At 54.4% G+C, this 23,342-nt stretch carries 24 protein-coding genes; 11 read left to right on the top strand and 13 right to left on the bottom strand.

The genetic code is table 11. The annotated features are described in order from the left end of the window. Window positions 1–53: 53 nt before the first annotated feature. Complete coding sequence (locus tag MHH28_RS16985; protein WP_405117144.1) at window positions 54–1,190, bottom strand: M23 family metallopeptidase; 1,137 nt, start codon at window positions 1,188–1,190, stop codon at window positions 54–56. 202 nt (window positions 1,191–1,392) lie between these two features. Between MHH28_RS16985 and lipA the strand changes: the two genes are divergently transcribed. Both lipA and MHH28_RS16975 read left to right on the top strand, forming a co-directional pair. After that, a complete protein-coding gene (gene lipA / locus MHH28_RS16980) occupies window positions 1,393–2,298 on the top strand; it encodes a lipoyl synthase (RefSeq protein ID WP_405104244.1) in 906 nt (301 codons plus the stop codon). 427 nt (window positions 2,299–2,725) lie between these two features. Beyond that, window positions 2,726–3,454: a YutD family protein gene (locus MHH28_RS16975; RefSeq protein ID WP_405104243.1), complete on the top strand. Its 729-nt coding sequence runs from the start codon at window positions 2,726–2,728 to the stop codon at window positions 3,452–3,454. 199 nt (window positions 3,455–3,653) lie between these two features. On the opposite strand, the gene MHH28_RS16970 is transcribed toward MHH28_RS16975, so the two are convergent. From MHH28_RS16970 to ylbJ, 4 genes are all read right to left on the bottom strand, one after another. Beyond that, window positions 3,654–5,111 (bottom strand): S41 family peptidase, encoded by a 1,458-nt coding sequence (locus tag MHH28_RS16970; protein WP_405104242.1) that lies wholly within the window; start codon window positions 5,109–5,111, stop codon window positions 3,654–3,656. A gap of 41 nt (window positions 5,112–5,152) precedes the next feature. Next, window positions 5,153–6,322, bottom strand: a complete 1,170-nt coding sequence (locus MHH28_RS16965; protein ID WP_405104241.1) for a copper amine oxidase N-terminal domain-containing protein — start codon at window positions 6,320–6,322, stop codon at window positions 5,153–5,155. A gap of 170 nt (window positions 6,323–6,492) precedes the next feature. Next, complete coding sequence (locus MHH28_RS16960; protein WP_405104240.1) at window positions 6,493–7,290, bottom strand: NAD kinase; 798 nt, start codon at window positions 7,288–7,290, stop codon at window positions 6,493–6,495. 140 nt (window positions 7,291–7,430) lie between these two features. Further along, window positions 7,431–8,678, bottom strand: a complete 1,248-nt coding sequence (ylbJ, locus tag MHH28_RS16955; protein ID WP_405104239.1) for a sporulation integral membrane protein YlbJ — start codon at window positions 8,676–8,678, stop codon at window positions 7,431–7,433. Window positions 8,679–9,106: 428 nt separating this feature from the next. Between ylbJ and MHH28_RS16950 the strand changes: the two genes are divergently transcribed. Both MHH28_RS16950 and MHH28_RS16945 read left to right on the top strand, forming a co-directional pair. Beyond that, window positions 9,107–9,490, top strand: coding sequence for a globin (locus MHH28_RS16950; RefSeq protein WP_405104238.1), 384 nt, complete (start codon window positions 9,107–9,109; stop codon window positions 9,488–9,490). A 29-nt stretch (window positions 9,491–9,519) separates the two neighbouring features. Beyond that, a complete protein-coding gene (locus MHH28_RS16945; RefSeq protein ID WP_405104237.1) occupies window positions 9,520–10,224 on the top strand; it encodes a DUF2225 domain-containing protein in 705 nt (234 codons plus the stop codon). A gap of 123 nt (window positions 10,225–10,347) precedes the next feature. Here the strand turns inward: MHH28_RS16945 and MHH28_RS16940 are convergent, their stop codons facing one another. Together MHH28_RS16940 and MHH28_RS16935 are read right to left on the bottom strand one after the other, a co-directional pair. Continuing rightward, window positions 10,348–10,578 (bottom strand): hypothetical protein, encoded by a 231-nt coding sequence (locus MHH28_RS16940; RefSeq protein WP_405104236.1) that lies wholly within the window; start codon window positions 10,576–10,578, stop codon window positions 10,348–10,350. Beyond that, window positions 10,575–10,763: a YycC family protein gene (locus MHH28_RS16935; RefSeq protein ID WP_405104235.1), complete on the bottom strand. Its 189-nt coding sequence runs from the start codon at window positions 10,761–10,763 to the stop codon at window positions 10,575–10,577. Before MHH28_RS16935 ends, MHH28_RS16940 begins: the two co-directional genes overlap by 4 nt. A gap of 105 nt (window positions 10,764–10,868) precedes the next feature. Between MHH28_RS16935 and MHH28_RS16930 the strand changes: the two genes are divergently transcribed. Further along, window positions 10,869–12,668: a M3 family oligoendopeptidase gene (locus MHH28_RS16930; protein WP_405104234.1), complete on the top strand. Its 1,800-nt coding sequence runs from the start codon at window positions 10,869–10,871 to the stop codon at window positions 12,666–12,668. Window positions 12,669–13,027: 359 nt separating this feature from the next. Beyond that, window positions 13,028–13,435 carry an O-methyltransferase gene (locus MHH28_RS16925; RefSeq protein ID WP_405104233.1) on the top strand — a complete coding sequence of 136 codons (408 nt, stop codon included), beginning with the start codon at window positions 13,028–13,030 and terminating at the stop codon, window positions 13,433–13,435. Between the two features lie 116 nt (window positions 13,436–13,551). Here the strand turns inward: MHH28_RS16925 and MHH28_RS16920 are convergent, their stop codons facing one another. Beyond that, window positions 13,552–13,785, bottom strand: a complete 234-nt coding sequence (locus MHH28_RS16920) for an alpha/beta-type small acid-soluble spore protein (protein ID WP_036701727.1) — start codon at window positions 13,783–13,785, stop codon at window positions 13,552–13,554. 102 nt (window positions 13,786–13,887) lie between these two features. Next, window positions 13,888–14,859: an aldose 1-epimerase gene (locus MHH28_RS16915; protein ID WP_405104232.1), complete on the bottom strand. Its 972-nt coding sequence runs from the start codon at window positions 14,857–14,859 to the stop codon at window positions 13,888–13,890. A gap of 448 nt (window positions 14,860–15,307) precedes the next feature. On the opposite strand from MHH28_RS16915, the gene trpS reads away from it, so the two are divergent. Then, window positions 15,308–16,297 carry a tryptophan--tRNA ligase gene (gene trpS / locus MHH28_RS16910; RefSeq protein ID WP_405104231.1) on the top strand — a complete coding sequence of 330 codons (990 nt, stop codon included), beginning with the start codon at window positions 15,308–15,310 and terminating at the stop codon, window positions 16,295–16,297. On the opposite strand, the gene MHH28_RS16905 is transcribed toward trpS, so the two are convergent. Further along, window positions 16,294–16,485 (bottom strand): hypothetical protein, encoded by a 192-nt coding sequence (locus tag MHH28_RS16905; RefSeq protein ID WP_405104230.1) that lies wholly within the window; start codon window positions 16,483–16,485, stop codon window positions 16,294–16,296. The genes trpS and MHH28_RS16905 overlap by 4 nt on opposite strands. Before the next feature lie 241 nt (window positions 16,486–16,726). Beyond that, entirely contained in the window at window positions 16,727–17,731 is a 1,005-nt protein-coding gene (locus tag MHH28_RS16900; RefSeq protein ID WP_405104229.1) for a metal-dependent hydrolase, read from the bottom strand. Between the two features lie 206 nt (window positions 17,732–17,937). On the opposite strand from MHH28_RS16900, the gene cyoE reads away from it, so the two are divergent. Beyond that, the gene (cyoE, locus tag MHH28_RS16895; protein ID WP_405104228.1) at window positions 17,938–18,870 is read left to right on the top strand and encodes a heme o synthase; all 933 of its coding nucleotides are present in this window, start codon (window positions 17,938–17,940) and stop codon (window positions 18,868–18,870) included. A gap of 31 nt (window positions 18,871–18,901) precedes the next feature. Next, on the top strand, window positions 18,902–19,519 hold the full coding sequence (locus tag MHH28_RS16890; protein ID WP_405104227.1) for an SCO family protein: 618 nt from the start codon (window positions 18,902–18,904) through the stop codon (window positions 19,517–19,519). Window positions 19,520–19,628: 109 nt separating this feature from the next. Here the strand turns inward: MHH28_RS16890 and MHH28_RS16885 are convergent, their stop codons facing one another. Continuing rightward, entirely contained in the window at window positions 19,629–19,988 is a 360-nt protein-coding gene (locus MHH28_RS16885; protein ID WP_405104226.1) for a DNA primase, read from the bottom strand. Window positions 19,989–20,170: 182 nt separating this feature from the next. Beyond that, entirely contained in the window at window positions 20,171–21,346 is a 1,176-nt protein-coding gene (locus tag MHH28_RS16880; protein WP_405104225.1) for an MFS transporter, read from the bottom strand. Between the two features lie 253 nt (window positions 21,347–21,599). Between MHH28_RS16880 and MHH28_RS16875 the strand changes: the two genes are divergently transcribed. Together MHH28_RS16875 and MHH28_RS16870 are read left to right on the top strand one after the other, a co-directional pair. Beyond that, window positions 21,600–22,043 (top strand): hypothetical protein, encoded by a 444-nt coding sequence (locus tag MHH28_RS16875; protein ID WP_036722049.1) that lies wholly within the window; start codon window positions 21,600–21,602, stop codon window positions 22,041–22,043. A gap of 50 nt (window positions 22,044–22,093) precedes the next feature. Beyond that, complete coding sequence (locus tag MHH28_RS16870; RefSeq protein ID WP_405104224.1) at window positions 22,094–23,233, top strand: transglutaminase domain-containing protein; 1,140 nt, start codon at window positions 22,094–22,096, stop codon at window positions 23,231–23,233. The last annotated feature ends 109 nt before the right edge of the window (window positions 23,234–23,342 follow it).

Genomic DNA, 23,342 nt, shown 5'->3' with positions numbered 1-23,342 from the left:
CCTGGGAAAAAGCGTAACGGGATCTGAGCGGCGCATCAGCAATCAGGCAGGTGTTACTTCTTCTTTTTGCTCTGTCTCAGCAGGCGGTATTCCTGGTTCTCCCACTGCCTGAGCAGCGGATACGGATCGAAGGCCCATTCTGTGATGCCGCGGTCACGGTAGATGCCGTAATGCAGGTGCGGCGGGAATTTGCCCTGTGTACCCGGGCTGCCGTAGCCGGAGCTGCCTACCCAGCCGATGGTCTGCCCCGGAGTGACAACATCCCCGCGCAGCAGAGATTTCTCATACCCCATCAGATGGGCATAATAATGGTAGCGGTTCTCGATATCGCGGATACCGATGCGCCATCCGCCGTAGCGGTTCCAGCCCTTGGTCTCGACGATGCCGAAGCAGGTGCTGCGCACCGTTAAGCCGTGCGGCGCGAACAAATCCGTGCCTTCATGAATGCGTGCCCCGCCCCAGCTCCGGCCGGTCCCCCAGGTGCTGCGGTAGGCATAATTGGTTCCTATTGGCAGCGGAAATGCGCTGCCGGACAGGTCCAAACGCCCGAAATGCTCATACAGCTTGGCAAACTGGGAGACACGCTGGGCGGCCCGCCCGTTGTGATAATACTCCCAGATCCCGATATTGAAGTCTGTTGCGGAATCCCCGTACTTGAGCAGGTGGCGGGCCATGCTGTATAGCACATCGGCATCGCTCTCGGGATCGGCTATACCGTCCCCCGAGCCGTCCAGCCCGAGGCCGCCGAAGAAGCGGATCGAATCCGGCTGCTTGTCATCCTGATCGGGATTCAGCGGGCCGGTCCATACCGGCGCCGGAATCATAATCCCGGTAAGCCGTGGTTTGGCCGCTGCAGAAGTGCTATCTGCGGCGGCTGTTTTTTTGCCCATCCGTGCGATGGACCGTTCATACTGATCGATGGCGGCGAAGCGGTACCAGGGAATCCCGGTTGCCGCGCCCATCTGCTCAAAGAGCTGTTTGCGGTCAGCGGCAGCGGTCTCCTTGCTGTCTATGGGAGCAGGACTGCCGGTGCTCCGTTCAGGCATTATATGATAACGGGCAGCATGGGCACTTACGGCAGGACTGCCGCTCCAGAGCAGGGCGGCTGCAGACATGCACATCAAGGTTCTGCGGGTGTTGGGGTGGGTTAATAAGGCCAGCATGATCTCATCCTCCTGCGTTTGGCGCATTGGTTGCATACATTTTAGCGGAAGCGGCACCCGGTCCGGGTGCTTTTCTTTAGATTGAAGCAAAAGGGCTATTTTTATCCGTAACCTCCCCAAGGTTCACAAAAACAGGCAAAGGCCTACTCCACATGCTATAATATGAGGCAGCAACTTTTGACTGTGAAATTGACATTGACATTCAGATCGAAAGCGGGGTCTCATCACTTTGACTAATCGAACAGCCAAACAGCCCAAGCCAGACTGGATCAAAATCAAGTTAACCACCGGTGAGGATTATCAGGAAATTAAAGGTATGATGCGCTCGAAGACGTTACATACCGTATGTGAGGAAGCACGCTGCCCGAATATTTATGAGTGCTGGGCGAACCGCACGGCGACCTTCATGATTCTGGGGGATATTTGTACGCGCGCCTGCCGCTTCTGTGCGGTGAATACAGGCCTGCCGACCGAGCTTGACCTGCAGGAGCCGGAACGTGTGGCAGAGGCTGCCGAGGGCATGCAGCTTAAGCATTGTGTCGTTACGAGCGTGGCCCGCGATGATCTTAAGGATGGGGGGGCGGCGATCTTTGCCGAGACCGTGTCCGCGATCCGTAAGCGCCTTCCTCTGTGCAGTATTGAGGTACTGATTCCTGATTTCCTGGGAGAACGCGCCAGCCTGGAGACCGTGATGAACAGCAATCCGGATATCCTGAATCACAATATCGAGACCGTGGAGCGGATGTCAGACCGTGTCCGGGCCAGAGCGAAATACCGCCGTTCCCTGGAGCTGCTGCGCCGGGCCAAGGAGATGAAGCCGGAGATCCCGACCAAATCGAGCATTATGCTTGGCGTCGGTGAGGAGTGGGACGAGATTCTGCAGGCGATGGATGACCTTAGAGCCGTAAATTGTGATATATTGACATTAGGACAATATCTTCAGCCTTCGCCGAAGCATCTGAATGTGGAGAAGTACTATCCGCCCGAGGAGTTTGCGGTGCTGAAGGAAGAAGGCCTGAAGCGCGGCTTCAGCCATGTAGAGGCAGGCCCTCTGGTTCGCAGCTCCTACCGTGCACATGAGCAGGTGAAGTCTGCGGCGGTGGCCCGTGAGGCGCGCTCCGTTTCGCAGGCATGAAATAGGTCTTTGGATCTATTTCCTTGAGCCTTGCTTTGCTGCTTTTCTCTTATTAGAATTTGCTGTGCAAATTTCCCGCATGACGAAGTCACAGTATGTTTTTTGTTTAAGGTTTTTGTCTTTAGGTTTTAAGCCTTATGCTTAAGGTTTTATGTTTGTAAAGGGGGTTAAAAGGCTGAAAGAACCAATGCCGCAAGAGCGGCGAGGTTCTTGGGTGGCGGTTGCACCCCCTTCGCGTTGATGGAGTCATGGAGAGGGATTTTGAAATTGTAGGAGCGGCAGCGTCCGCCTTTGTGGTCTGATTTCACCGCCTAGCGGTTAAATGGAAGAAATCAGACCACAACAGCGGCCGGAAATTCAAAATCCCGCGCAATGACGGCTTATCAACGCGCCCCCCAGATATTATTGAAAGGCAGGCGACACACGCTTGATCGTTATAGGTGGAAAAGGTTACGAGCTGATGCTCGATCATAAGGACGGCTGGAACCCCGAGGCTTTTCGCGGAAGATACAGCGAAGTGCTGGACCGGTACGATTATATTATCGGTGACTGGGGCTACAGCCAATTGCGCCTGAAAGGCTTTTACCGGGATAATCACCCCAAAGTGAACCGGGACACGGCCATCTCAGGCATGGTGGATTATATTAATGAGTACTGTAACTTTGGCTGTGCGTACTTTGTGCTGCATAAGCTGAAGGAGTCCCCGCAGGAGGGAACCTTCAAGGATATTCTGGTGAAGGAAGTTCCCGAGCCCGGGGTAGACGAAGAGCTGGAGCAGGAGGATGAACTGGCGGTAAGCGTGAAGGAACACCGGGAGCCGCAGACGAAGGGCGCGGGACGGGACAGGGATGCCGCAGGCGGCTCCGGCCGGGAGCATGCTACCAAGGACAGACCGGTGCGTGAGCATCAGAGCCGGAATCACCGCAACAAAGAAGGACAGGGCAAGAAGAAAGAGTTCCAGGGCAGAGGCCAGACGAATAGTGCCAAGCAGAACAGAGAACACAAAGAGAACCATTCCAACCGCTCCAACAAGCAGGCGAATCAGAACAAGCAGGATAGACAAGAGAAGCCGGATAACCAGAGCAGACAGGATAACAACCAGAACAACAATCAGAACAGTAATCAGAATAACAACCAGAACAAGCAGGACAGCTAGAACAACAGCTAATGGGGACAGTGTGTCTACCCCTGGTTTTCTCCATGCAACTTAAAAAGCCTCTTCAGCAAATCAGCTGAAGGGGCTTTTTGATACACTGAGCTGGCGCGAGGGTGCCTGGGCCAAATAACCTTAAAATAAGCAAAATCAGGGGCACTGATGCCCCTGATTTCGCCGGATGCCCACAAGTGAGCGGATTCTATTTGACCGCTAATTTCAGCTGATTCTGTGAGGCATTGTAGCTCCATGCGAGCGCTGGGAACTTTTTCTTGAAGGCGTTCAGCTCGATGAAGGACTCTCCGTCCTGGAACAGCGCCTCTTTGGAGGCCAGTGTGAAGCTGGACACGTTACCGGCACCGGTGGTCAGCAGCACCTTTTTGTTCTTGGCATCCCAGGAGACCTCGTTCTCCACCAGAGCGGAGAGGACACGGGAGGCTGCATACACCTTATCGCCCTGCTTGACCAGACCTACATTACCGGCAAAAGCAGAGCCGTTGATATCAAGAATGTGATGGTCACCCGAGGCGACAATCTCCTTCATCCCGGCAATTTGCAGAGCCGTAATGAGCTGGGCGGTTTTGCCCTTGACCTCGATATCAGGTGCGAGTCCGATATGGTTGAAGTCCTCCTTGTTCGGAGTCAGATACTTCATGGTGGTCAGCTTCAGCTCGCCGCCGCCGGACATGGGAATCAGGCTCTGAATCCGTGCTTTTCCGTAAGAGCGCGTACCTACAACCGTAGCGAGCTTGTTATCACGAAGCGCACCAGTCAAGGCTTCTGAGGCGCTGGCAGTGTATTCGTTGGTCAATACGACAACAGGAACGCCGATCTTGCTGCCGTCCGTAATCGCTACCGGCTTCAGCGTACCGGTCTGATCGGAGGTGTACATCATAATACCGGCATCCATGAACTTCGAGACGATATTCTGGGCGCTGTCCATGTAACCGCCTGTATTATCGCGCAGATCCAGGACCAGCGATTTCATGCCGCCTGCACGCATTTTGTCCAGCGCTGTGGAGAACTCCTCATCGGCAGTCTGGGTGAAGCCGTTGATGGAGATATAGGCGATTTTGGAGCTAAGCATCTTGCTGGTTACGGAGCTTGTAGCAATCTCGCTGCGGGTAACCGTATAGGATTTGTTAGCCCCGTTTCTTTGAACCAGCAGAGACACCTTCGTACCGGCTTTGCCGCTCAGCTCATCGCCTGCCGTATCAGCCACCCGTACTCCGTCGATCTTGAGAATGGAGTCCCCGCGCTTAAGGCCCGCGGCCTCGGCCGGGGAACCGCTCATGACCTCCTCAATGTATAGCTCTTTGGCAGTATACATAAGCCGGACACCGATGCCGACATATTCCAGATCGACCTGATGGCCGAAGGCTGCAGCCTCTTCCTTCGTGAAGTATTGGCTGTAGGGGTCATCCAGTGTATTTACCATACCGTCAATCGCACCACGGATCAGGGTATCCTGGTCCACGCCCTCAACGTTGTAATATTCCAGATATTGCATAATTTCATTGATGATCTCCGTCTTCGAGGCTGTTGCCGCCTCGGCGGTGGCGGTGGCGGCAGCGTCTGCCGCTGAAGCCGCAGGGGCCCAGGCGATGGATAGAGCCAGACAGCCGCTTAATAGTGCGGTAACGATTTTGGCTGATTTCATGAGTACATACATCCTTTTGATGAATTTTTGAATTAGGACTGTTAGTTGAAGCTGATATGATACGTATTATCGATCGTCCAGGCTCCGTTCTCTGACTTGGAGAACAGGAGGATCAGAGACTCGGTATAGGTCTCCTTCGATTCACCGTCGGTAATGGCCACTTTCGTATAGACGGCGGCTTCATCGGCACTATAGTAGAAGACATTAGAGGCAGACACCGCATAGCTCAGCTCGTAGCTGATGAAATAGTCACGCAGCTCGTCTTTGTAAGAATTATCATTCTCCTCCCCGTATGAGGTCATCACGGCAAGAACTGCATCTATATTGCGGTCATTCATACCCTGGTAGTATTTGCTGAGCGTATTCTTGATGTCGGTTTGAGCGCCCTGTGGAAGCACTGCGGGCTCCATGCCCTGCTCGCGCGTCAGCAGCACGGAGGATTCCTGCAGATCCATGGAAGAGATCTTCCAGGAGCCGTTTTGGCGGTTCAGCGTATATAAGTATTCGTACTGCTCATCCGGTGTATAATAACCGCCGGTCCGTACCGATTTTTCTACAGAATGGACGGTAGCTTCGTTGCCCGTAAGACTGAGGACCTTAAGGCTGCTGATCGTATTCTTGATGTCATACTGCCCGAACTGGGAATTCATATTGGCAACAGCTTCCGTCTTGTCCGGCCCCGCATCAACGAGCGAATAGAAGCTGCTGGCGTTTTCTTCATTATAATATTGGTTGGCTAATTGAATAATGGCCTTGATCTCCTGCTCACTGGAGGCGGAGGACTGGGATACGGTGATCTTCACGCTGCGGCTGGCCGAATCCCAGATTGCTGTTCCCCCGGTGGCTTCCGCAATGAAGCGCAAGGGTATGTAAGTGGTTCCGGCGCTAACGACAGGAGCAACGGTAAGCTGCTTGACGGTTCCGTTGACATTGGCCCGCTTACTGCCCACCTTAAGGCTGATATTAAGGCCCGTTCCGGTACCGGTAACCGTGCCCGTCTTGGAGTCCCAGAGCACCTGTAATCCAAGCTTCTCAAAAACAACACGGAAAGGCACAAGCACCGTATTATTCTTCAGATAGGGAGTGCCGGCAGTGAAGGCAAGATTGCTGCCGTTAATATACACCTTGATGGGTTTGTCTGCAGCAAAAGCAGGAACTGCCAGCACGAGCGCCAGCAGGCTGATGCCAAGCAGGGATATTAATTTCTTCAATAGATTCGCTCCTTCAAATAGAAAACTTTGTAAAATAGAACCATTATACCACTTGGAAATTCCGTCTGTCTATTTATTCTACGGCATGCTGCGGGGCACAGACACGCTCCCTTCAGGCAACATGATAAAGCCGGAGATATGGGGCATCTCCGGCTTGAATTGGCGCAGGGCTAGACTAAGAATGCCTCCCGGACACGGTTCCAGAAGGGGAAGGGGCGGTAGCGGGCGAAGCTGATCTTTTTGTCCGCTACCTGGGCGCGCACCGAGATCAGATCATCCACAGGAATATTATTATGGTCAATGGTCAGCAGCAGGCGCTGCTCCTTGCGCGAGAAGATATCGCAGTGATGATGCTTGGGAAGCATCAGCGGCGAGCCCATGGTCCGGAAGACCCGGTTATTAATGGAGGCAATTTCGGCAATCTGCAGCGCCTCGATCGACGGGTGCACCATAGCGCCTCCCAGACTTTTGTTATAAGCGGTACTGCCGGAAGGTGTGGATACACACAGGCCGTCCCCGCGGAACATCTCAAAGGTCACATCATTAATATCCACCTGGATCACAACCGTCCCGTCCACCCCCTTAAGGGTGAATTCGTTCAGGGCAATGTGCTTGCTGGAGCCGGATTTCTTATGGATCTCCAGTTCGAGCAGCGGGTACTGTACGATACGCGGTTTATGCGGTCCTGCCTCTCCGCACATGTAATCAATCAGGGACGGCAGCTCCTCGGCTTGCCAGTCCGCATAGAAGCCCAAGTGGCCGGTATGCACGCCAACAAAAGCCAGATTCGGGATCTGATCGATAAACGTATGAAAAGCATGCAGCATCGTGCCGTCGCCGCCAATGGAGATCACGATTTCCGGTGACTTGGCATCCAGCTCCAGATTCCGGCCTTGCGCCAGCTTGTGAAATTGCTCCGCTAGTTGGATGGACAATTCATCTCCGCGGTCCAGAACATAATATCTCAAGATGTACAAGCTCCTTTGTATAATTCAGTCATACACCGATCATAATCAATCTTGACCCGGAACACAATATTAGCACAGTGAAAAGCCGGGAATCCGCTAAGGGAGTTACAGCGGATTCCCGGCAGCCTGCCTAGATGAAGTTACTTGCGCACATCAGGCCGCCGCAGCTTGCCCAGCAGCAGAACGATCAGCGATAAGGCCAGCATGACGGCCAGCAGAAGGCAGAGCAGGCCAATGCTGCTGACCAGGGCGGATTCAGGAGCCGCCAGCCCGGAGGCGGCGGGCAATGGGGTCCACTGACCGGCAAGCCCCGAGCTGACCACCGGCTTCCATAGCAGGAGAAGCAGACCGGCGGCGAGCAGAGCATGCACGAGGCGGGCAGCCATGAAGGGGAGATAGCGCAGCCCGGTACCGTTCAGGATACTGGCGACCTGCGCATGAACAGACAAGCCGCCCCAGGAGAGGATGAACGCTGCCGCTGCCGCCTTGAACTGCAGCGGAACCCCTCCGGCAGCCTCACCAGCTGAACGGGCGCCAAGCGTCACTTCGAATAAGCCGCTGACGAGGGCGGCTGAGAGCTCATGAGGGAAGCCGGCCAGAGACAGCACGCGTCCGGTCATGCTGAACAGGGCCGACATCACGCCCGCACGGGCGAGCAGCTCCATCAGCACATTGAAGAAGACAACCAGTCCGCCGACTACGATAATAAGCTGGAGCGACGAGGTAATGGCACTCTTCAGCAGCTCGCCGAGACTTCGGCCGTCATTCCGGCGGGCGGCCGCCATCGCGTACAGCGCAGTCCGCAGCCTTCCGGGGCCTTGTCCTTCCGTAGATGCGGTGCGGGCGGTGTTCGTATCTGCTTCTTCCGGCTTGCCCCGGCCATGGAAGGACATCAGCAGACCTACGATTAGCCCTCCCCCGTAATGGGAAAGAGCAAGCACAAGCCCCAGGGAGGCGTCGTGAAAGAATCCGACAGAGACAGCGCCCAGCAGAAAAATCGGGTCCGAGGAGGTCGTGAAGGCTACGAGCCGCTCGCCCTCGATTCTGCTGATCATTCCCTGCTCGCGCAGCTTGGCGGTTAATTTCGCGCCGACAGGGTATCCTGATACATAGCCCATCGCTGCCACGAAGCCGCCGCTGCCGGGTATATTGAAGAGCGGGCGCATCAGCGGGTCGAGCAGTGCGCCGAAGAGGTGGACAATGCCGAAGCCCAGCATGATTTCAGAGATCACGAAGAAGGGGAACAGCGAGGGAAACAGCACATCCCACCAGACGGCCAGCCCGCGCAGGGCCGCATCCAGAGAGCTTACGGGATGCACCAGCATCAGCAGCATACAGCCTGCCAGCATGATTCCGAGCAGCGGGCTTGCGATTTTGTTCAGTGTCATCGCTTTTTCGCCTCCAGTTCTATGCTTAGTTGTATGCCGAAAGCTGGACAAACAGCACAAAAAAACGTGGAAAACGGTTACATTTACCGGTGCTTTTTCACTGAAATTATGGTATTATAAACTTAATTAATGCACATCGTGTTGAGATGGATTTTCAGGGATGGAGTGATGGTGATGAGTGTAGTTGCCGGAGTGCTCGTTTGTGCTTTTGTATATGTGATCCGGGTCTCCCTTGTCCAGCCTGGTGATGAAGAATTTAGAACATACTGATTAGCTTACGAGCGCTGAACTCCGGTTCGGCGCCTTTTTTTGTCTTATTTCCCGGGAGCGGGTATGTCTTAAGGCAGGGATAACTGTGCAGCGGGTTTTTTGGTATAATAAGAAGCAACTGCTTATCAGAATAAATATGGAAGAAGGCGATACCTCCAATGAATCCGAATGAGAGCCTGTACGACAGCCTGGGAGGCGCTGAGGGGTTACACCGCCTGGTGACTGTGTTCTATGCCAAGGTGCAGCTTCACCCGCAGCTCGGCCCGTTATTCCCAGAGGATATTACTCCCGTGCTGGAGAAGCAATATCAGTTCTTGAGCCAGTTCTTTGGCGGGCCTGCCCTGTATTCCGAGCTGCATGGCCATCCCATGATGCGAGCCAGACATATGCATGTGCCGATCACCCCGGACCGGGCAGAGGATTGGCTGGCCTGTATGAAGGAAGCGCTGGAGGAGACAGGGGTGGAAGAGTCCCTGCGTACCTTTGTTCTGAGCCGGCTGGCGGGTCCTGCGCATCATTTTGTCAATATGCCCCATGAATAAAGTGTAGTTGTGAAAGGATGAGGGCACCAGTGCCGGAATTAATACCGCTTTACTCGATTAAGGTTACCTGCTGTAACTGTGAGCATGAATTCTCAACCTCAAGGGTACGTCCCAGCCTTAAAAAGGCCATCCGCCGCGATGCGGACTTCTGCTCCTATTACAAGGCGGAGAATCCCGATTACTATGTGGTGCGGGTCTGCCCCAAGTGCGGCTTCGCCTCCACGGAGAATTCTGCGGACAAGCTGGCCGACTGGCAGCGGAAGTCCTTCGATGCGCAGGTAGGCAGGCGCTGGCAGTCCCGCAGCTTCGGAGAGAAGCGGAACTGGGAGGAAGCCCTGGAGACGTACAAGCTGGCGCTGATCTGCGCGCAGAGCATTAAGGACAAGGAACGTATTATCGCAAGCCTGCTGCACCATATTGCCTGGCTCTACCGTTATCAAGGGGATACGGTGCAGGAGCAGCGTTTTCTGGCTTATTCGCTGGATGAGTATGTCAAGGTGTTCGAGAATGATTCCTCCGGGGGAAATGATGCGCGGTTAATGTATCTCATTGGAGAGTTGAACCGCCGGATCGGGGAGTTCGCCGCCGCTGTGCGGTGGTTCTCAAGGGTCATTAATGACCAGCGGATTACGGACGCGGCCATGATCCGGGCTTCGCGCGAACAATGGGCCATTCTGCGGGAGCAGATGCGCGGGCTGGACGTTGATCCGGACGGGCTTCCGGCAGGTACATAGAGGGCTGGGTGAGGGTATCAGGGACGTCTACTATCCGGTATAACGGAAGCGCAAAAGGCGTAGAAGAGCATTCCTTCTACGCCTCTGCCGGTTAAACGGGGGGCTGCTGCCGGACATCTGCGATTAGCGCACCGCCCGGTCAAACAGCAGGTAGTCATTGTCATTATCAACGACGGTGGGACTTGCACTGCAGCAGGGGAAGACTAACAGCTTTTTTTTGCCGTCACGTACATTCTGCAGCTCTTTGGGCTTCATTGGCAGAAGAACATTCTCCCGGTCGCAGAACGGGCAGTACTGCACGTACATGTCGCCAAGAATAATGTCATAAGGCCAGGTATGGCTGAAAGGGATCATTGCTTGTCCTTCTCACCCGAAGGAGCTGTGCTGCCGTCAGCGGTTTCATTGCCGGGCTTCTTGGAGAGTTCGGCGATTTTTTGCAGCAGGATATGTTGGGGCATATGCATCAGGTGTTCCAGCGGAACGCCGAGTTGTTTCGATAAGGTGATGGCCGTCTCCGGCGATATTTGCAGTGGCTTCATTAGGATGCCCTCCTTACAATTAGTGGAGTTTCATGATTCACTTTAACATGGCTGTACCGCAAATACAAAGAAAACTACTCTATAACGAAGGAATGGTGAGGATAGATGAAACAACCGTTATCACTGACATGGGAACTGGAATCGATTTTTCCGGGAGGCTCTGCTTCCCCGCAGTTTGAGAGCTTCCTGAACCGGCTGGAATCCGATATTGAGAGCCTGCGCGCACAGGTAGCTGCCGCCGCTGCACCGGCTGATGCGGCTTCCACGAAGGGGCTGGACCCGGTCATTGAGCTGCTGCAGAGCTGTGCTGGACGTCTCACACAGGCGTCAGAATTCGCCGGATGTCTGGGTGCGCAGAACCAGCTCGACAAGGGGGCGGTGAGACTGTCCTCGAAGGTAACAGGGCTTCGCGCCGGATATGAGGGCATCAGCTCTGCCTTCGATAACGTGCTGCGCCAGACGCCGGACGCGGTATGGGCCGAGTGGATGGCCCGGCCGGAGATTGCCCCGCTGAATTTCGTGCTCAGCGAGAGCCGCAATCTGGCCCGTGAGAAGATGAGTCCGGAGCTGGAGAGTCTTGCCCTGGAGCTTGCCGTTGACGGCTATCATGGCTGGAGCGAGCACTACGAGACTATTGTCGGACAGATCCAGATTCCTTTTGAAGAAGAAGGCGAAGAGAAGCTTCTCTCTGCCGGGCAAGCCTTCAACAAGCTGTCGGATGAGAACCCGGAGGTCCGCACTGCCATGTTCCGCAAATGGGAAGAAGCCTGGGGCGGCGCGGCCGACTATTGTGCGGATACCTTGAACCATCTGGCAGGCTTCCGCCTGAAGCTGTACAAGGGCCGGGGCTGGGAGGATGTCCTGAAGGAGCCGCTCGGCATCAACCGGATGTCCCGTGAGACTCTGGATGTCATGTGGAATGTTATCACGAAGAGCAAGCCGGCCCTGGTATCCTATCTGAAGCGCAAAGCTGAACTTCTGGGTCTGGAGTCACTCGCCTGGGTTGATGTGGAAGCGCCAGTCGGCAAGTCCTCCGGCAAAATTCCCTATGAACAGGCAGCTGCCGACATCGTTACCCAGTTCCGCAAATTCAGTCCGAAGCTGGCGGATTTCGCCGAGCATGCCTTCGACAAGGACTGGATCGAGGTGGAAGACCGGGCTGCGAAGCGTCCTGGGGGCTTCTGCGTATCCTTCCCGGAGAGCAAGGAATCCCGCATATTCATGACTTACAGCGGAACGCCGTCCAATGTATCCACCCTGGCGCATGAGCTGGGCCATGCCTATCATTCCTTCCTGCTGGACGACCAGCCGCTGTTCAACCAGAACTATGCGATGAACGTGGCGGAGACGGCATCTACCTTCGCGGAGGTCATTGTATCGGATGCGCAGGTGAAGTCTGCGGGTGACAGCGAAGAGAAGCTGGCGCTGCTTGAAGCGAAGATCCAGAACAGCGTGGCCTTCTTCATGAATATCCATGCCCGCTTCCTGTTCGAGACCCGCTTCTATGAGAAGCGTAAGGCAGGTCTTGTGAGCAGCGAGGAGTTATCCGCGCTGATGGAGGAAGCCCAGAAGGAAGCCTTCTGCGGAGTCCTCTCCGAATATCATCCGCATTTCTGGGCGTCCAAGCTTCATTTCTATATCACGGATGTGCCGTTCTACAACTTCCCGTATACGGTAGGGTATATGTTCAGCACAGGTCTATACCGGCTTGCGCTGCAGGAAGGGCCTTCCTTTGCCGATAAATATGACAGCCTGCTGCAGGATACCGGAGTGATGACGCTGGAGGATTTGGTGTCGAAGCATCTCGGCGTTGATCTGTCGAAGCCGGATTTCTGGCAGGGGGCTGCAGATCTGATTGTTGCGGATATCCAGGAATTCCTGGAAATGACTGAGCAACGCAGCTAAGAATTTGTCGAAAATAAGGCAAATTGGTTTTTTACAGCAAAAGGCTGGCGGTAAAATATGGTATGAATACGCAAAGACCCCGATTTAGGGGTCTTTTTATGTTGAGTATTTGTCGAAAAAAGACGAAAAAAGCTTGAAATTTGCTATAAATACTAAATAATTTGCGCATTTATAGGGACTATAACCCAATTATGTTTAATAATGTTGTACGTGTTTAATTAGTACCCTATAATGAGCCTAAAGCCTTATATAAGCGCTGCTAGACCCACAAAATTCAAACAACTGCTTACGAAGCAAGTGTTGTGTGAAGCAGAGCCATGAGGCTGCATCACCCACAAGACTTTTAGGAGGAAATACATGTGAGGACGGAACAATTATCGCTTGCAAGACAGATCGATCTGGTGTTTCAGGAGCTGCAGGAGGAATTGTCAGGACTGAATTCAGGGACCGTATTTGTACAGATCAGGAATAATACCATCGGCAAGTTCGGGGTCCGCCATCATCCGCTGGCCGGGCGCAGCGGAAGCTTCGCAGCCGGGCAGGAGGGACTGACTTCAGGCCAGCAATCCTCATTCCGTGTCATGGCGCTGGAGAGCCTGAAGTATAAGAAGCGTTGGACCCACGGAGAGATCAGCTACGAATTTGCTGTACGCCAGGGAATGGTGGTGGTGGATGCCACACTGGAGTCCAATTACAATATGGCGAATCTGATGATCCGCTATCCGCGCAGTACCCAAGGCGACATCTCGGACCAATCCTTCGGCTGAAGTTCTATATACATATAGAAAAGCCCCCCTGCGCTTCGACGAGAAGCGCGGGAGGGCTGTGAAGCTGCTCGGTCTATGCCTCACGGCTTAGACGGATTGTAAAGATAAGGTAGCGATTACGAACGACCGGACAGTTGTTGCTCTGCCAGTTGCACCAGACGTTTGGTGATATATCCTCCCAAAGAACCAGTTTCGCGGGAAGTATAGTTCCCATAATAACCGTCAGCCGGAATAGTTACTCCAAGCTCTTGTGCTGCTTCATACTTCAACTGCTGCAGCGCTGCATTCGCTTGAGGAACGACCAGGTTGTTAGAACGGCTACCACGACTTTGTTGACCTGCTTGACCCATGTGTGCTCACCTCCTTCGCCCGTTGTGAAGATAGTATGAGCGCGGGAGGAAGAATTCATACACGAATTTTGAAGGTTTATAGGATGGTAATTATTATGAAATTTATAGCTCCGGATATATCATCTGCAGGGTATTGCCCAGAACCAGTGTCTGGCCGGGTTCAAGCGTGATCAGCCCGGTAACGGAAGCATCCTGCTTCAGATTAGGCGCATCGGGAAGCCAGGTGAGCGGTTCAATGCACAGGAACTGGTCGGCTTCGCCTTTGGTATAGAGAATCCAGTGGCGGAAGAGGTCGGGATCGGCTGAATAACGCAGCCCGTATCCGTCCTCCCGCATCAGGACTGCCTCAGCAGGCTGGCCCTCTGCTATACGCAGAACGGTATCAAGGTCCGCACCTTGAAGATTCAGCCCGGTATGCAGACCTGCAAGCTCCCCCAGCGGCAATAGATGTCCGGTAGGCAGAAGGTCCGCGTTCAGCTCGCAGACGTCCCCGGCCGGGAAGGTAACCTTCCAGCGGGAGGGTGTCCCGTCAAGCGTGAACCAGGTATGATAGCCAGCGCCGAAGGGGACACGCTTGCTGCCGAGATGAGTGACTCTAAGCGTCTGCTGCAGCCGGTCATCCTGAAGCCGGAAGGTCATTTCAAGCTTCAGCGGCTCGGGGAATTGTCTGATCCATTCCGGATCATCTGCCGTTATGAATTCAGTGGTGACCGCGCAGCCGTCCTCGTCCTCTTCAATATCGCTGACACGCCAGGCCTGGGTGCGGTGCAGTCCGTGAATATGATGTTCTCCCGCATTCCGGTCGAACTGGTAGTCTGTGCCGTCGAACCGGAACCTTCCGCCGCGTATGCGTCCGGGAGGAACCAGAAGCGGCAGGCCGAAGTGATAAGGTTTCTGCATATACGAGGCGGGATTGCTCTCCTCAGGCTGACGAAGGATCTGCCGCTCCATGGTGCGGTCCCATAATGAAATTACGTTATTACCCAGCCGGGGCAGAAGCGTGACTTCCAGCTCGCGGCTATGCAAAATATAGGTATCATAACCGTTCCACTGCCCTTTGGTCACCTGTTTCATAAGAGATATGCTCCTTTGATAAGCTGTAATCAGATTACATACACACGAATACCTTTATCATACCAGATTTATCCGGCGGAGGTTAGGGAATTGACAACTTCTCCGGCTCGCTCTATGATGGAGGCATCAATGATACACAGGTAATGCGATGACAGGGACAAGTAAGCATGGACTGTACCTCCAGAAAGCCGGTGGCTGATGTGAACCGGCGGTGCACCTCTGACTGAATGGACCCTTGAGCGCCGCGATCGAACAGGCTGCATAAGCCTTAAGTAGACCGGCCGGCTCTTCCCCGTTAACGGAAGCCAAGGCGGTCTGCGCATAATCCCTCTGAAGGATTCCAGACAGCGAATAAGGGTGGTACCACGGTCTCACGTCCCTTGCGGATGTGGGGCCTTTTTGCGTTCATTACGCCAGCGGATATTTAATGATGATGGAGGTTAAGAGGATGGCTAAAAAAGTATTGTCGGGCATACAGCCCAGCGGTTCACTCACACTCGGTAATTATATCGGGGCAATCAAGAATTTCGTCAAGCTTCAAAAGGAATACGAATGTTACTTCATGGTGGTCGATCTGCATGCCATTACGGTAGCCCAGGACCCCGCAGCCCTGCGCGAGAATTCGGAATCGGTAGCCGCGCTGTATCTGGCTGCAGGCATTGATCCGTCCCTTGCGCATGTCTACATGCAGTCCCATGTGCCACAGCATGCCGAGCTGGGATGGATTCTGACTACGCTGACTGCGATGGGTGAGCTGGAGCGGATGACACAGTTCAAGGATAAGTCGGCAGGCAAAGAATCGGTGGGCGCGGGCCTGTTCGTCTATCCTTCGCTGATGGCCGCCGATATTCTGGTCTACAATGCGGATCTGGTACCGGTAGGCGAAGACCAGAAGCAGCATCTGGAGCTGACCCGCGACCTCGCCGGACGCTTCAACCACCGGTTCGGTGAATTCTTCACCGTCCCTGAGCCTTACATTCCAGAGGTCGGGGCACGGATCATGTCCCTGGATGACGGCACTAAGAAGATGAGCAAAAGCGACCCTAATCCCGGCAGCAGAATCAATCTTCTGGACCCGCCTGATGTGATCCGCAAAAAAATCAGCCGTGCCACCACGGATTCCGGGCGCGAGGTTGTCTTCGACCCGGCGAACAAGCCGGAGATCAGCAACCTGATGAGCATCTATGCCGAGTGCTCGGGAATGAGCCTGCAGCAGATTGCCGACCAGTATGAAGGTCAAATGTACGGCGGCTTCAAAAAAGAGCTGGCTGAAGCGGTTGTAGCCCTGCTGGAGCCGATCCAGCAGAGATATCAGGACATCCGCAGCTCAGGAACGCTGAGCGATATTCTAGCTCAGGGCGCCGAAAGTGCGCGTGGGAACGCCGCACGTACGCTGAAGGGCGTGAAGGAACGGATGGGCTTCCTGCCTGCCCGTTAAGGGGAAGGCAGCTTGCTCTCCGCTTTGCGCCTCAGTCTGGCTTTGACGATGAAGCCCCAGCCGATGTTAAGCACGCACAGCGCGCCGAGAAGCAGGGCCAGCCAGATGTTATAGCTGATTGTGATGGAAGCTGCAGTGAGCAGTAGAATTGAAGAGCAGGCGAACCACAGTGACAGACCTTTACCCATATGTTCCAGCCTTCCTTTCTGCTTCATATAGTGTACAAGTGAATCCCGGTGTGCCTCGCAGCATGCCGGGATTTTGTGTAAAGTAAGCGTATATTGGCCTTGGACTGGCGGCATATCCGTGTCCACTTGTTGTTGATTGTGCCTTATGCGGTCTAGGACGTCAAGAGGGTTGCCCCAAGCAGCCGTTACGTTCAGGCTTCAAGGACAACCCTCTTCATGGTGGTAACCTTTGTCTTTCCTGCTACAGCTTGACTGTTCCAGGATCAATGGCGAAGCGTTCATCCAGCTTCTCGCTGCTCAGCCAGCCGACATACGTATTCAGCGGCTTATACTCATGATCCATTACAAGGACAGCCACGAACGGGAATTGCTTGCGGTGTAAATAACGGACATCTCCCCAGCGTACAATATAGCCAGAGGGCAGCTCCTCAACCTCCGCTACAGCGTATGAGGTGAAGTACAGGAAGGCCTGAATATCCGGATGGGACTTGGAATGCTCAACGGCGGGGTGAGTGGAGCACACCGCATGCTTGAACCATTCCAGCCGCCCGCTGTTCAGCTGCCCGACGTTGTAGCTGCCGTCCGGCTTGGCTTTGACCAAATTCCACCGTGTTGGCGAAATAGTGGGGATCACGTAATAACGGTCACCTGCACTATGGTGAATATCTTTGTTCTTGATGCTGCGGGTAATGCGTGCATGAACGAGGGTCCGCCAAATGTAATACAGAACGATGCAGGCGTACAAGGTAATGAACAGTGGGGCGGGCGGCACCATTCCGCTGATCCAGAGAATAACCGCCGCTGCATGGCTGCCGAAGATAAACGGATCGAAGATATGGATGATATTCCAGGCGATCCATTTCTCGGTGAACGGGCGTGCGGCCTGAGTCCCATAGGTGTTGAACAGATCGGAGAATACATGGACGGCAACGCCGATGAAGCTCCAGAGCGCGATATGGCTTAAGGCACCGGGGTCCGTGAAGCCGAACAACGGCCCGATGACTCCTGTGATTAATGCCGGCCACAGCAGCAAAAAGGGCAGAGAATGGGTAATCCCCCTGTGATTGCGGATATATACCGCGTTATCCTTCAGACGCAGGGCGGTATCGGCATCCGGTGCCTGAGAAGCGAGTACAGTAGCTACCATCACTGCTCCGGCAAGAGTTCCATTGGAAGCGACGAGCGGATCGACGAAGGACAGACCTGCAAGTCCTAGTCCCATAACAAAATGTGTGGCAGTATCCATTAGTCAGATCTCCTTTGTACGGAAGTTCTCTATTAATAACTACCCATTATTGGGCGAAGTTATTTAAGGACGGGGAAATAAATATTGTCACGTAATTGTCGAATTAATGAACATCATGGTCAATGATTGTCAAAGTCTTTCCCAGTTTGCTATGATAAAGTTAATAGCGGAGTGTTAGAAGTTCCCTAGAAGGAGGAACCCCATACGTGGACAATCAATTGAGATACCAAGCTTCTTCTGATTCCGCATCAATGTCTGCCAAGTCTCCACCGGAAGGTGCGAGTTGGCGAGATTTTATTACCGTTACGAAGCCCGGCATTATCCGCTCCAATCTGATTGCGGCCTTTGCAGGCTATTGGGTGGCATCAGGCTGGGATGTACAGTATGGCCGTCTGATTCTGACGTTGCTCGGTACCATGCTGGTCATGGCTTCGGCCTGTGTCTTCAATAATTATTTTGACCGCGATTTGGATATGAAGATGGAACGGACCCGGGAACGCGGACTGCCTACAGGAAGGCTGAAGCCGACCACGGTGCTTATCTATGGCATCGGACTCGGCATTGCCGGGTTGGTCGTACTGTTCGCGTTCTGCGGTGTGCTGGCCGGATTGTTCGGCATCGTCGGCATGTTCGTATATGTCGTAGTGTACACCCTCTGGCTCAAAAGAACATCAACCTGGAGCACCTCGGTAGGTGCGATCTCGGGGGCCATGCCTCCTGTCATCGGCTATGTGGCTGTTACAGGCACAGTGGATCTCGGAGCCTGGCTGCTGTTCGCAATGCTCTTTCTGTGGCAGCCGCCCCATTTCTGGGCGCTTGGCATCCGCCGCAAGGAGGAGTACCGGGCTGCAGGATTCCCGCTCCTTCCGGTTGTGAAGGGAACGCGGCGCACCAAGTTCCAGATGATTCCTTATGTCGCGCTGCTGCTCCCCGTGCCTGTGCTGATGTATGCCTATGATTATGCAGGTATTTATTATCTTATTGTATCACTGGCCTTGTCGGTTGGCTGGCTCTACTTAACCCTCATCGGATTCAAGGCCAAGGATGATGAGATCTGGGCGAAGAAAAGCTTCCTCTTCTCCATTAACTATCTGACCTTAAGCCTGATTGCCCTGGTGCTGAATACCATTCATGTGTAAGCATTCTTAGGATAGAAGGGGAAGGTGTCCTGTGCAGACCTTGAAACGTTACAAATGGACCTGGCTGTTGCTGCTGCTTGCAGTAATTATGGCGGTCTATCTGGCAGTCAAATCGTTTGATTTCGTAGGTGAGAAGCTGCCGGTCATCGGTCAGGTACAGGACTTCTCCCTGGAGAATGTGGACGGGAAGCAGATCAGTCTGGCGGATACGGCAGGTAAGGCAAGGCTGGTCTATTTCTTCTTCACCGTCTGTCCCGATGTGTGTCCGATTACCACCTATATGCTGTCAGAGACGCAGGATATCCTGGTTAAGGATGGCAGCTTCGGCAAGGACGTTGAATTCGTCTCGATCTCTTTCGATCCGAAGAATGATACCCGGGAAGCGATCAAAGCCTTCGCTGACAAGTTCCATGTCGATTACAACGGATGGTACTTCCTGCGGGGGGATCAGGAGCAGGTACGCAAGCTGGCAGCGGAATCCTTCAAGGTGCTGATCTACGGCACAAGCAAGGATGATTTCGCCCATGCGAACCTCATTGGTCTGGTGGACAAGAACAACCAGCTCCGGGGATTGTATGAGGCCGGGGATACGGAGAATGTGACGCCTGAATTCCTGGCCAGAACGGTCAAGAAGCTGGCCCGTGAATAACCGAGGAACGAAATAAACGAGGGTGTCCCGTGAGGCAGTGGAGTTGCCTGCACAGGACACCCTCGTTTTGTGATGAATGGTTAAGAATGTATATGCTTCATGCGGTGAATTATCCTTCTATTCCCTGAGGATACGGCTGGGGGTAGATAATGTAATCTTCAAGCCCGGCCTTCTCCAGCTGGGTGATGTTATATTCATCGGGAGTGCCTTCCACTCCGGCATAGCCCTTGCGCGTATACATATGAACGGCATCGGGAAAGGCGTCGCGCAGGACAGCACGAATTTTTTTGCCGGAACTGTCATTGTCCATATACAGGTAGACTTCTCCGTCCCGAATGGTATTACGCAGCGCTTCCAGCTTCAAGGTATTCAGTGTACCGAAGGTGCACAGAATGTCGACCTCAGGTTCAAGCAGCCGCCTCAGTCTGCTGCGGTCGTTCTTGCCTTCGACAATAATGGTGATGGACATAGGCAATCATCCCCCGGATCATAGTTGTTATGACGATATTGTACCTAAGCTGCGCGTTTTTTAACAGCCGGACAGAACAATATGTATTCATTCCCCGGGAAATGTCGTATTAAAATGTGATCTGCGGCCAGTAACCACCCGGCAGGATAAATGCGGGTGGTTGCTGGCGAATAGCGGCAGATTCAGGCGGCAGGGCTGTTCCAGCCGGGGGCGTAGGAGGAGAGACGGCCGGATCTGCCCGGAGGCAGCAGCAGAAGGGCTGTCATTAGCAGCACGAAGGCGATGAAGTACGGCGAGACATACCCCCTCAGCTGTCCGGCGGCTACGGGTCCGGCGAATGCCCCGAGGGACATGGCGATGGATTGCAGCGAGAAGGTCCGGCCGAGCCGTCCGGCGCCGCCCAGACTGATGAAGAGGGAGGCCATCGCCGGAAACAACACTCCTTTTGCAGACCCGAGCACGAAGAGGACCACTCCAGCAGGAATGCTGCGGAAGGCAGCCAGAGCGAAGAAGCAGAGAGCCATTCCCAATAAGGCAGCGGCAATGCGGATGCCCGGCGGGATGCGGTTCAGGAAGAACAGGCAGAGGGTCGCCAGCGCTCCAAGGCTGAGCAGGGAGAGCAGGATTCCGGTGGAGACCATTCCATCCTGTCCCTGTGACAGCGGAAGCTCGAAGAACAGCACGCCCTGGGAGCAGGATACGAAGAAGGGCAGCAGATAATAGCGCCTGGAGACAGGAGGCTGGACACCTTTGGGCACTTCCGGCAGCTTCTCCTTAAGCGGGAGTACCGGCTCCGGCAGTGCCAGGGCCGGATTATGCTTCGGCACACTGAAGAAGGCCATCACACCGGTGAAGATCAGCAGCCAGCCCAAGGTGCTGAAGGTGCCGGAATAGCCGGCTTTGGCTACGATGAAGGCTCCGGCAGCAGGGGAGACCACAGAAGCCAGCGTGTGAATAATTCCGTTGCCTGACATGTATTTGCCCTGGGTCGCCGGGTCAGACGAGAGCGAGGCCAAGAGGGTCATGCAGGCTGGGGAGAGGAATGCCAGAGCGAATCCGCTCGCCGCCCGCAGCAGGAGCAGATGCCAGGGGAGCTGGGCGTGGGCCTGCAACAGCAGGATCAGCCCTGCTACGGTAAGGGCAAACACGATATAGCGGCGGCTGCCGTTGCGGTCTACAAGCACACCGGCCAGCAGATTGCCCGGGAGGTGGGTCAGGGAATACATCCCCATCATCCAGCCGATGAAGGCCGGACCCGCTCCCAGTGACATGGCAAAGGGCGTCAGAATAGGATACTGGGCATGCAAATCGAAGAAAGCCAGGAACATGAAGAGGTACAGCCACATAGCAGTTTTCACGGATAACACCTCCAGATTGACGGCCAGCCGCTGATGACGGAACAGATTCCAGCAGAGGGAACAGCCTACTTGTACTTTACGTGCGGCAGCGGGGGCTTATACCATTTTCTTGGCCGGCCCCTGTATGCGGTTCAGCATTCCGGCAACCATGAATTATAAGGATCATTCATGTATAATAATTAATATTAATGAAATGTCTCACGGGACAGAGTTCCGGAGTGGCGAAATTTGCGATTGGGGTGTTGTGAAATTGATGAATCCGGAAGTATGGTCACAATTTATCAGAGAGAATTGGCTTGTTATCGTTATTGCACTTGTGTTGCTGTTCGCAGTCGTTAACATCGTTAAGACTATGCTGAAATGGGCGATTGTCGTGGTTATTGTGGTGGGGTTGTTTATTTATAGCGGAGTAACCATGGACCAGATCGGTAATGCCGTTAACAAAGTGGCAGACGGGACAGTCAGTACCCTGAAGAATGAGGCGCAGGAGGTTATGCTCAAGGAAGCTCAGGAGGCGGTCTATACCTCCGGCGGTGACGGCACCTTCACCATCACTACGCCTAATCTGGAGGTGAAGGGCTCCGCCGCAGAGGACAAGGTGGAAGTGGTCTTCCGTGGAGTCAGCCTCGGGAAGTGGAGTGTTACGGATACAACCAAGACCTTCATCGATGAAGCCCGGAAGCAGGCGGGCAAGTAACAGTGCAGCTGGCTCAGGATGACCTGCAGCAGCAGAAGGAGGAGTGATCTGTGAATAGCTGGATAGAGAGTCTTCGTGAGGCCAATATCATCTCCATTGTGCTGCTGGTGGTGGTCCTCTTCTCTGCGCTGCAGGGCTGGGGCCGGGGCTTCCGCAGAGCAGCCGGAGGGCTGTTCGGCATGCTAGGTTCTGGAGTGCTTGCGGCAGCTTCGCTGGTTATGGCGATTCCCGCAGCCGTATACCTCTCGCCTGCTGCCGGGAGCTGGGCATCGGGCCTTACGCCGCCGGATGCCCAGCTAAGCCAGTGGCAGCAGCTGTATTATACCGGTGCCTCCGTACTGGCGAATGCACCAGTGGTGCGGTTTCTGCTGCTGCTCTTACTGTGCTACAGCTTGATTCGTCTGCTGCTGGGTCTCTTGTTCCTGCTGCTGCCGTTCCGCCTGCCGCGCCAACCCGGGAGGGCATCCGGGCGGATCACCGGCGCCAGCCGGTTCGTCGGGGCCGTGCTTGGCACCGCCGCCGGACTTACCCGTGCGATGGTGCTGGTCTTTGTCCTGTTCATCAGCGTCGCCCTGAACCCAGACAGCGGCTTCAGCCGCTATGTGCAGTCCTCGCCTGTCTACAGCGAGAGTGCGGAAGCGGTATTTGAGCCGCTGGCCGGTGAACAGGTCAGAGGGAAGCTTCCAGTGCTGACCAAGGCGGTAGCCGCCGAGATGAGCGACATTCTCCGGCGCAAATATGAAGTGATTGATCATGATATTTCGGCAGATATTGCCGGTGCAGCCGCAGATATTGCCGGACAGGCCAGCGGGGATGAAGAGAAGGCCAGACTGCTGTATGACTGGGTGGGCTCGCGTATTGCCTACGACTATACCAAGGCGGAGAATTATGAACAGAGACGGATCTGGCACGAGCAGACCCCGCAGGATACAATGGATACGCGGCTTGGGGTATGCATTGATTACGCGCGGCTCTATGCGATGATGGCCCGCTCGCAAGGCCTCCAGGTGCGTGTCGTCACCGGCAAAGGCTATGACGGTCAAGGCGGTTATGGCCCGCATGCCTGGAATGAGGTCTATATCAGCGGCAGCGCCGCCTGGATTCCGCTCGATTCCACCTGGGCCGGCAGTGGCGACTGGTTCAATCCGGAGGATTTCGATTCCACACATATCAAGGAAAACATCCTCTGAGAAGGAGCGGACGCTCTTATATCTATGGTACAATAACAGCGGGCAAGTGTTATCGTGTGCAACATATAAATTCTTATATTTCAAGAAGGGCTCTTGCCCGTGATCTGAC

This window comes from Paenibacillus sp. FSL K6-1217, assembly GCF_045040735.1.
Taxonomy (GTDB): Bacteria; Bacillota; Bacilli; order Paenibacillales; family Paenibacillaceae; genus Paenibacillus_AQ.
The sequence above is the reverse complement of the archived record's forward strand: the minus strand, read 5'-3'. Positions and strand labels throughout refer to the sequence as shown.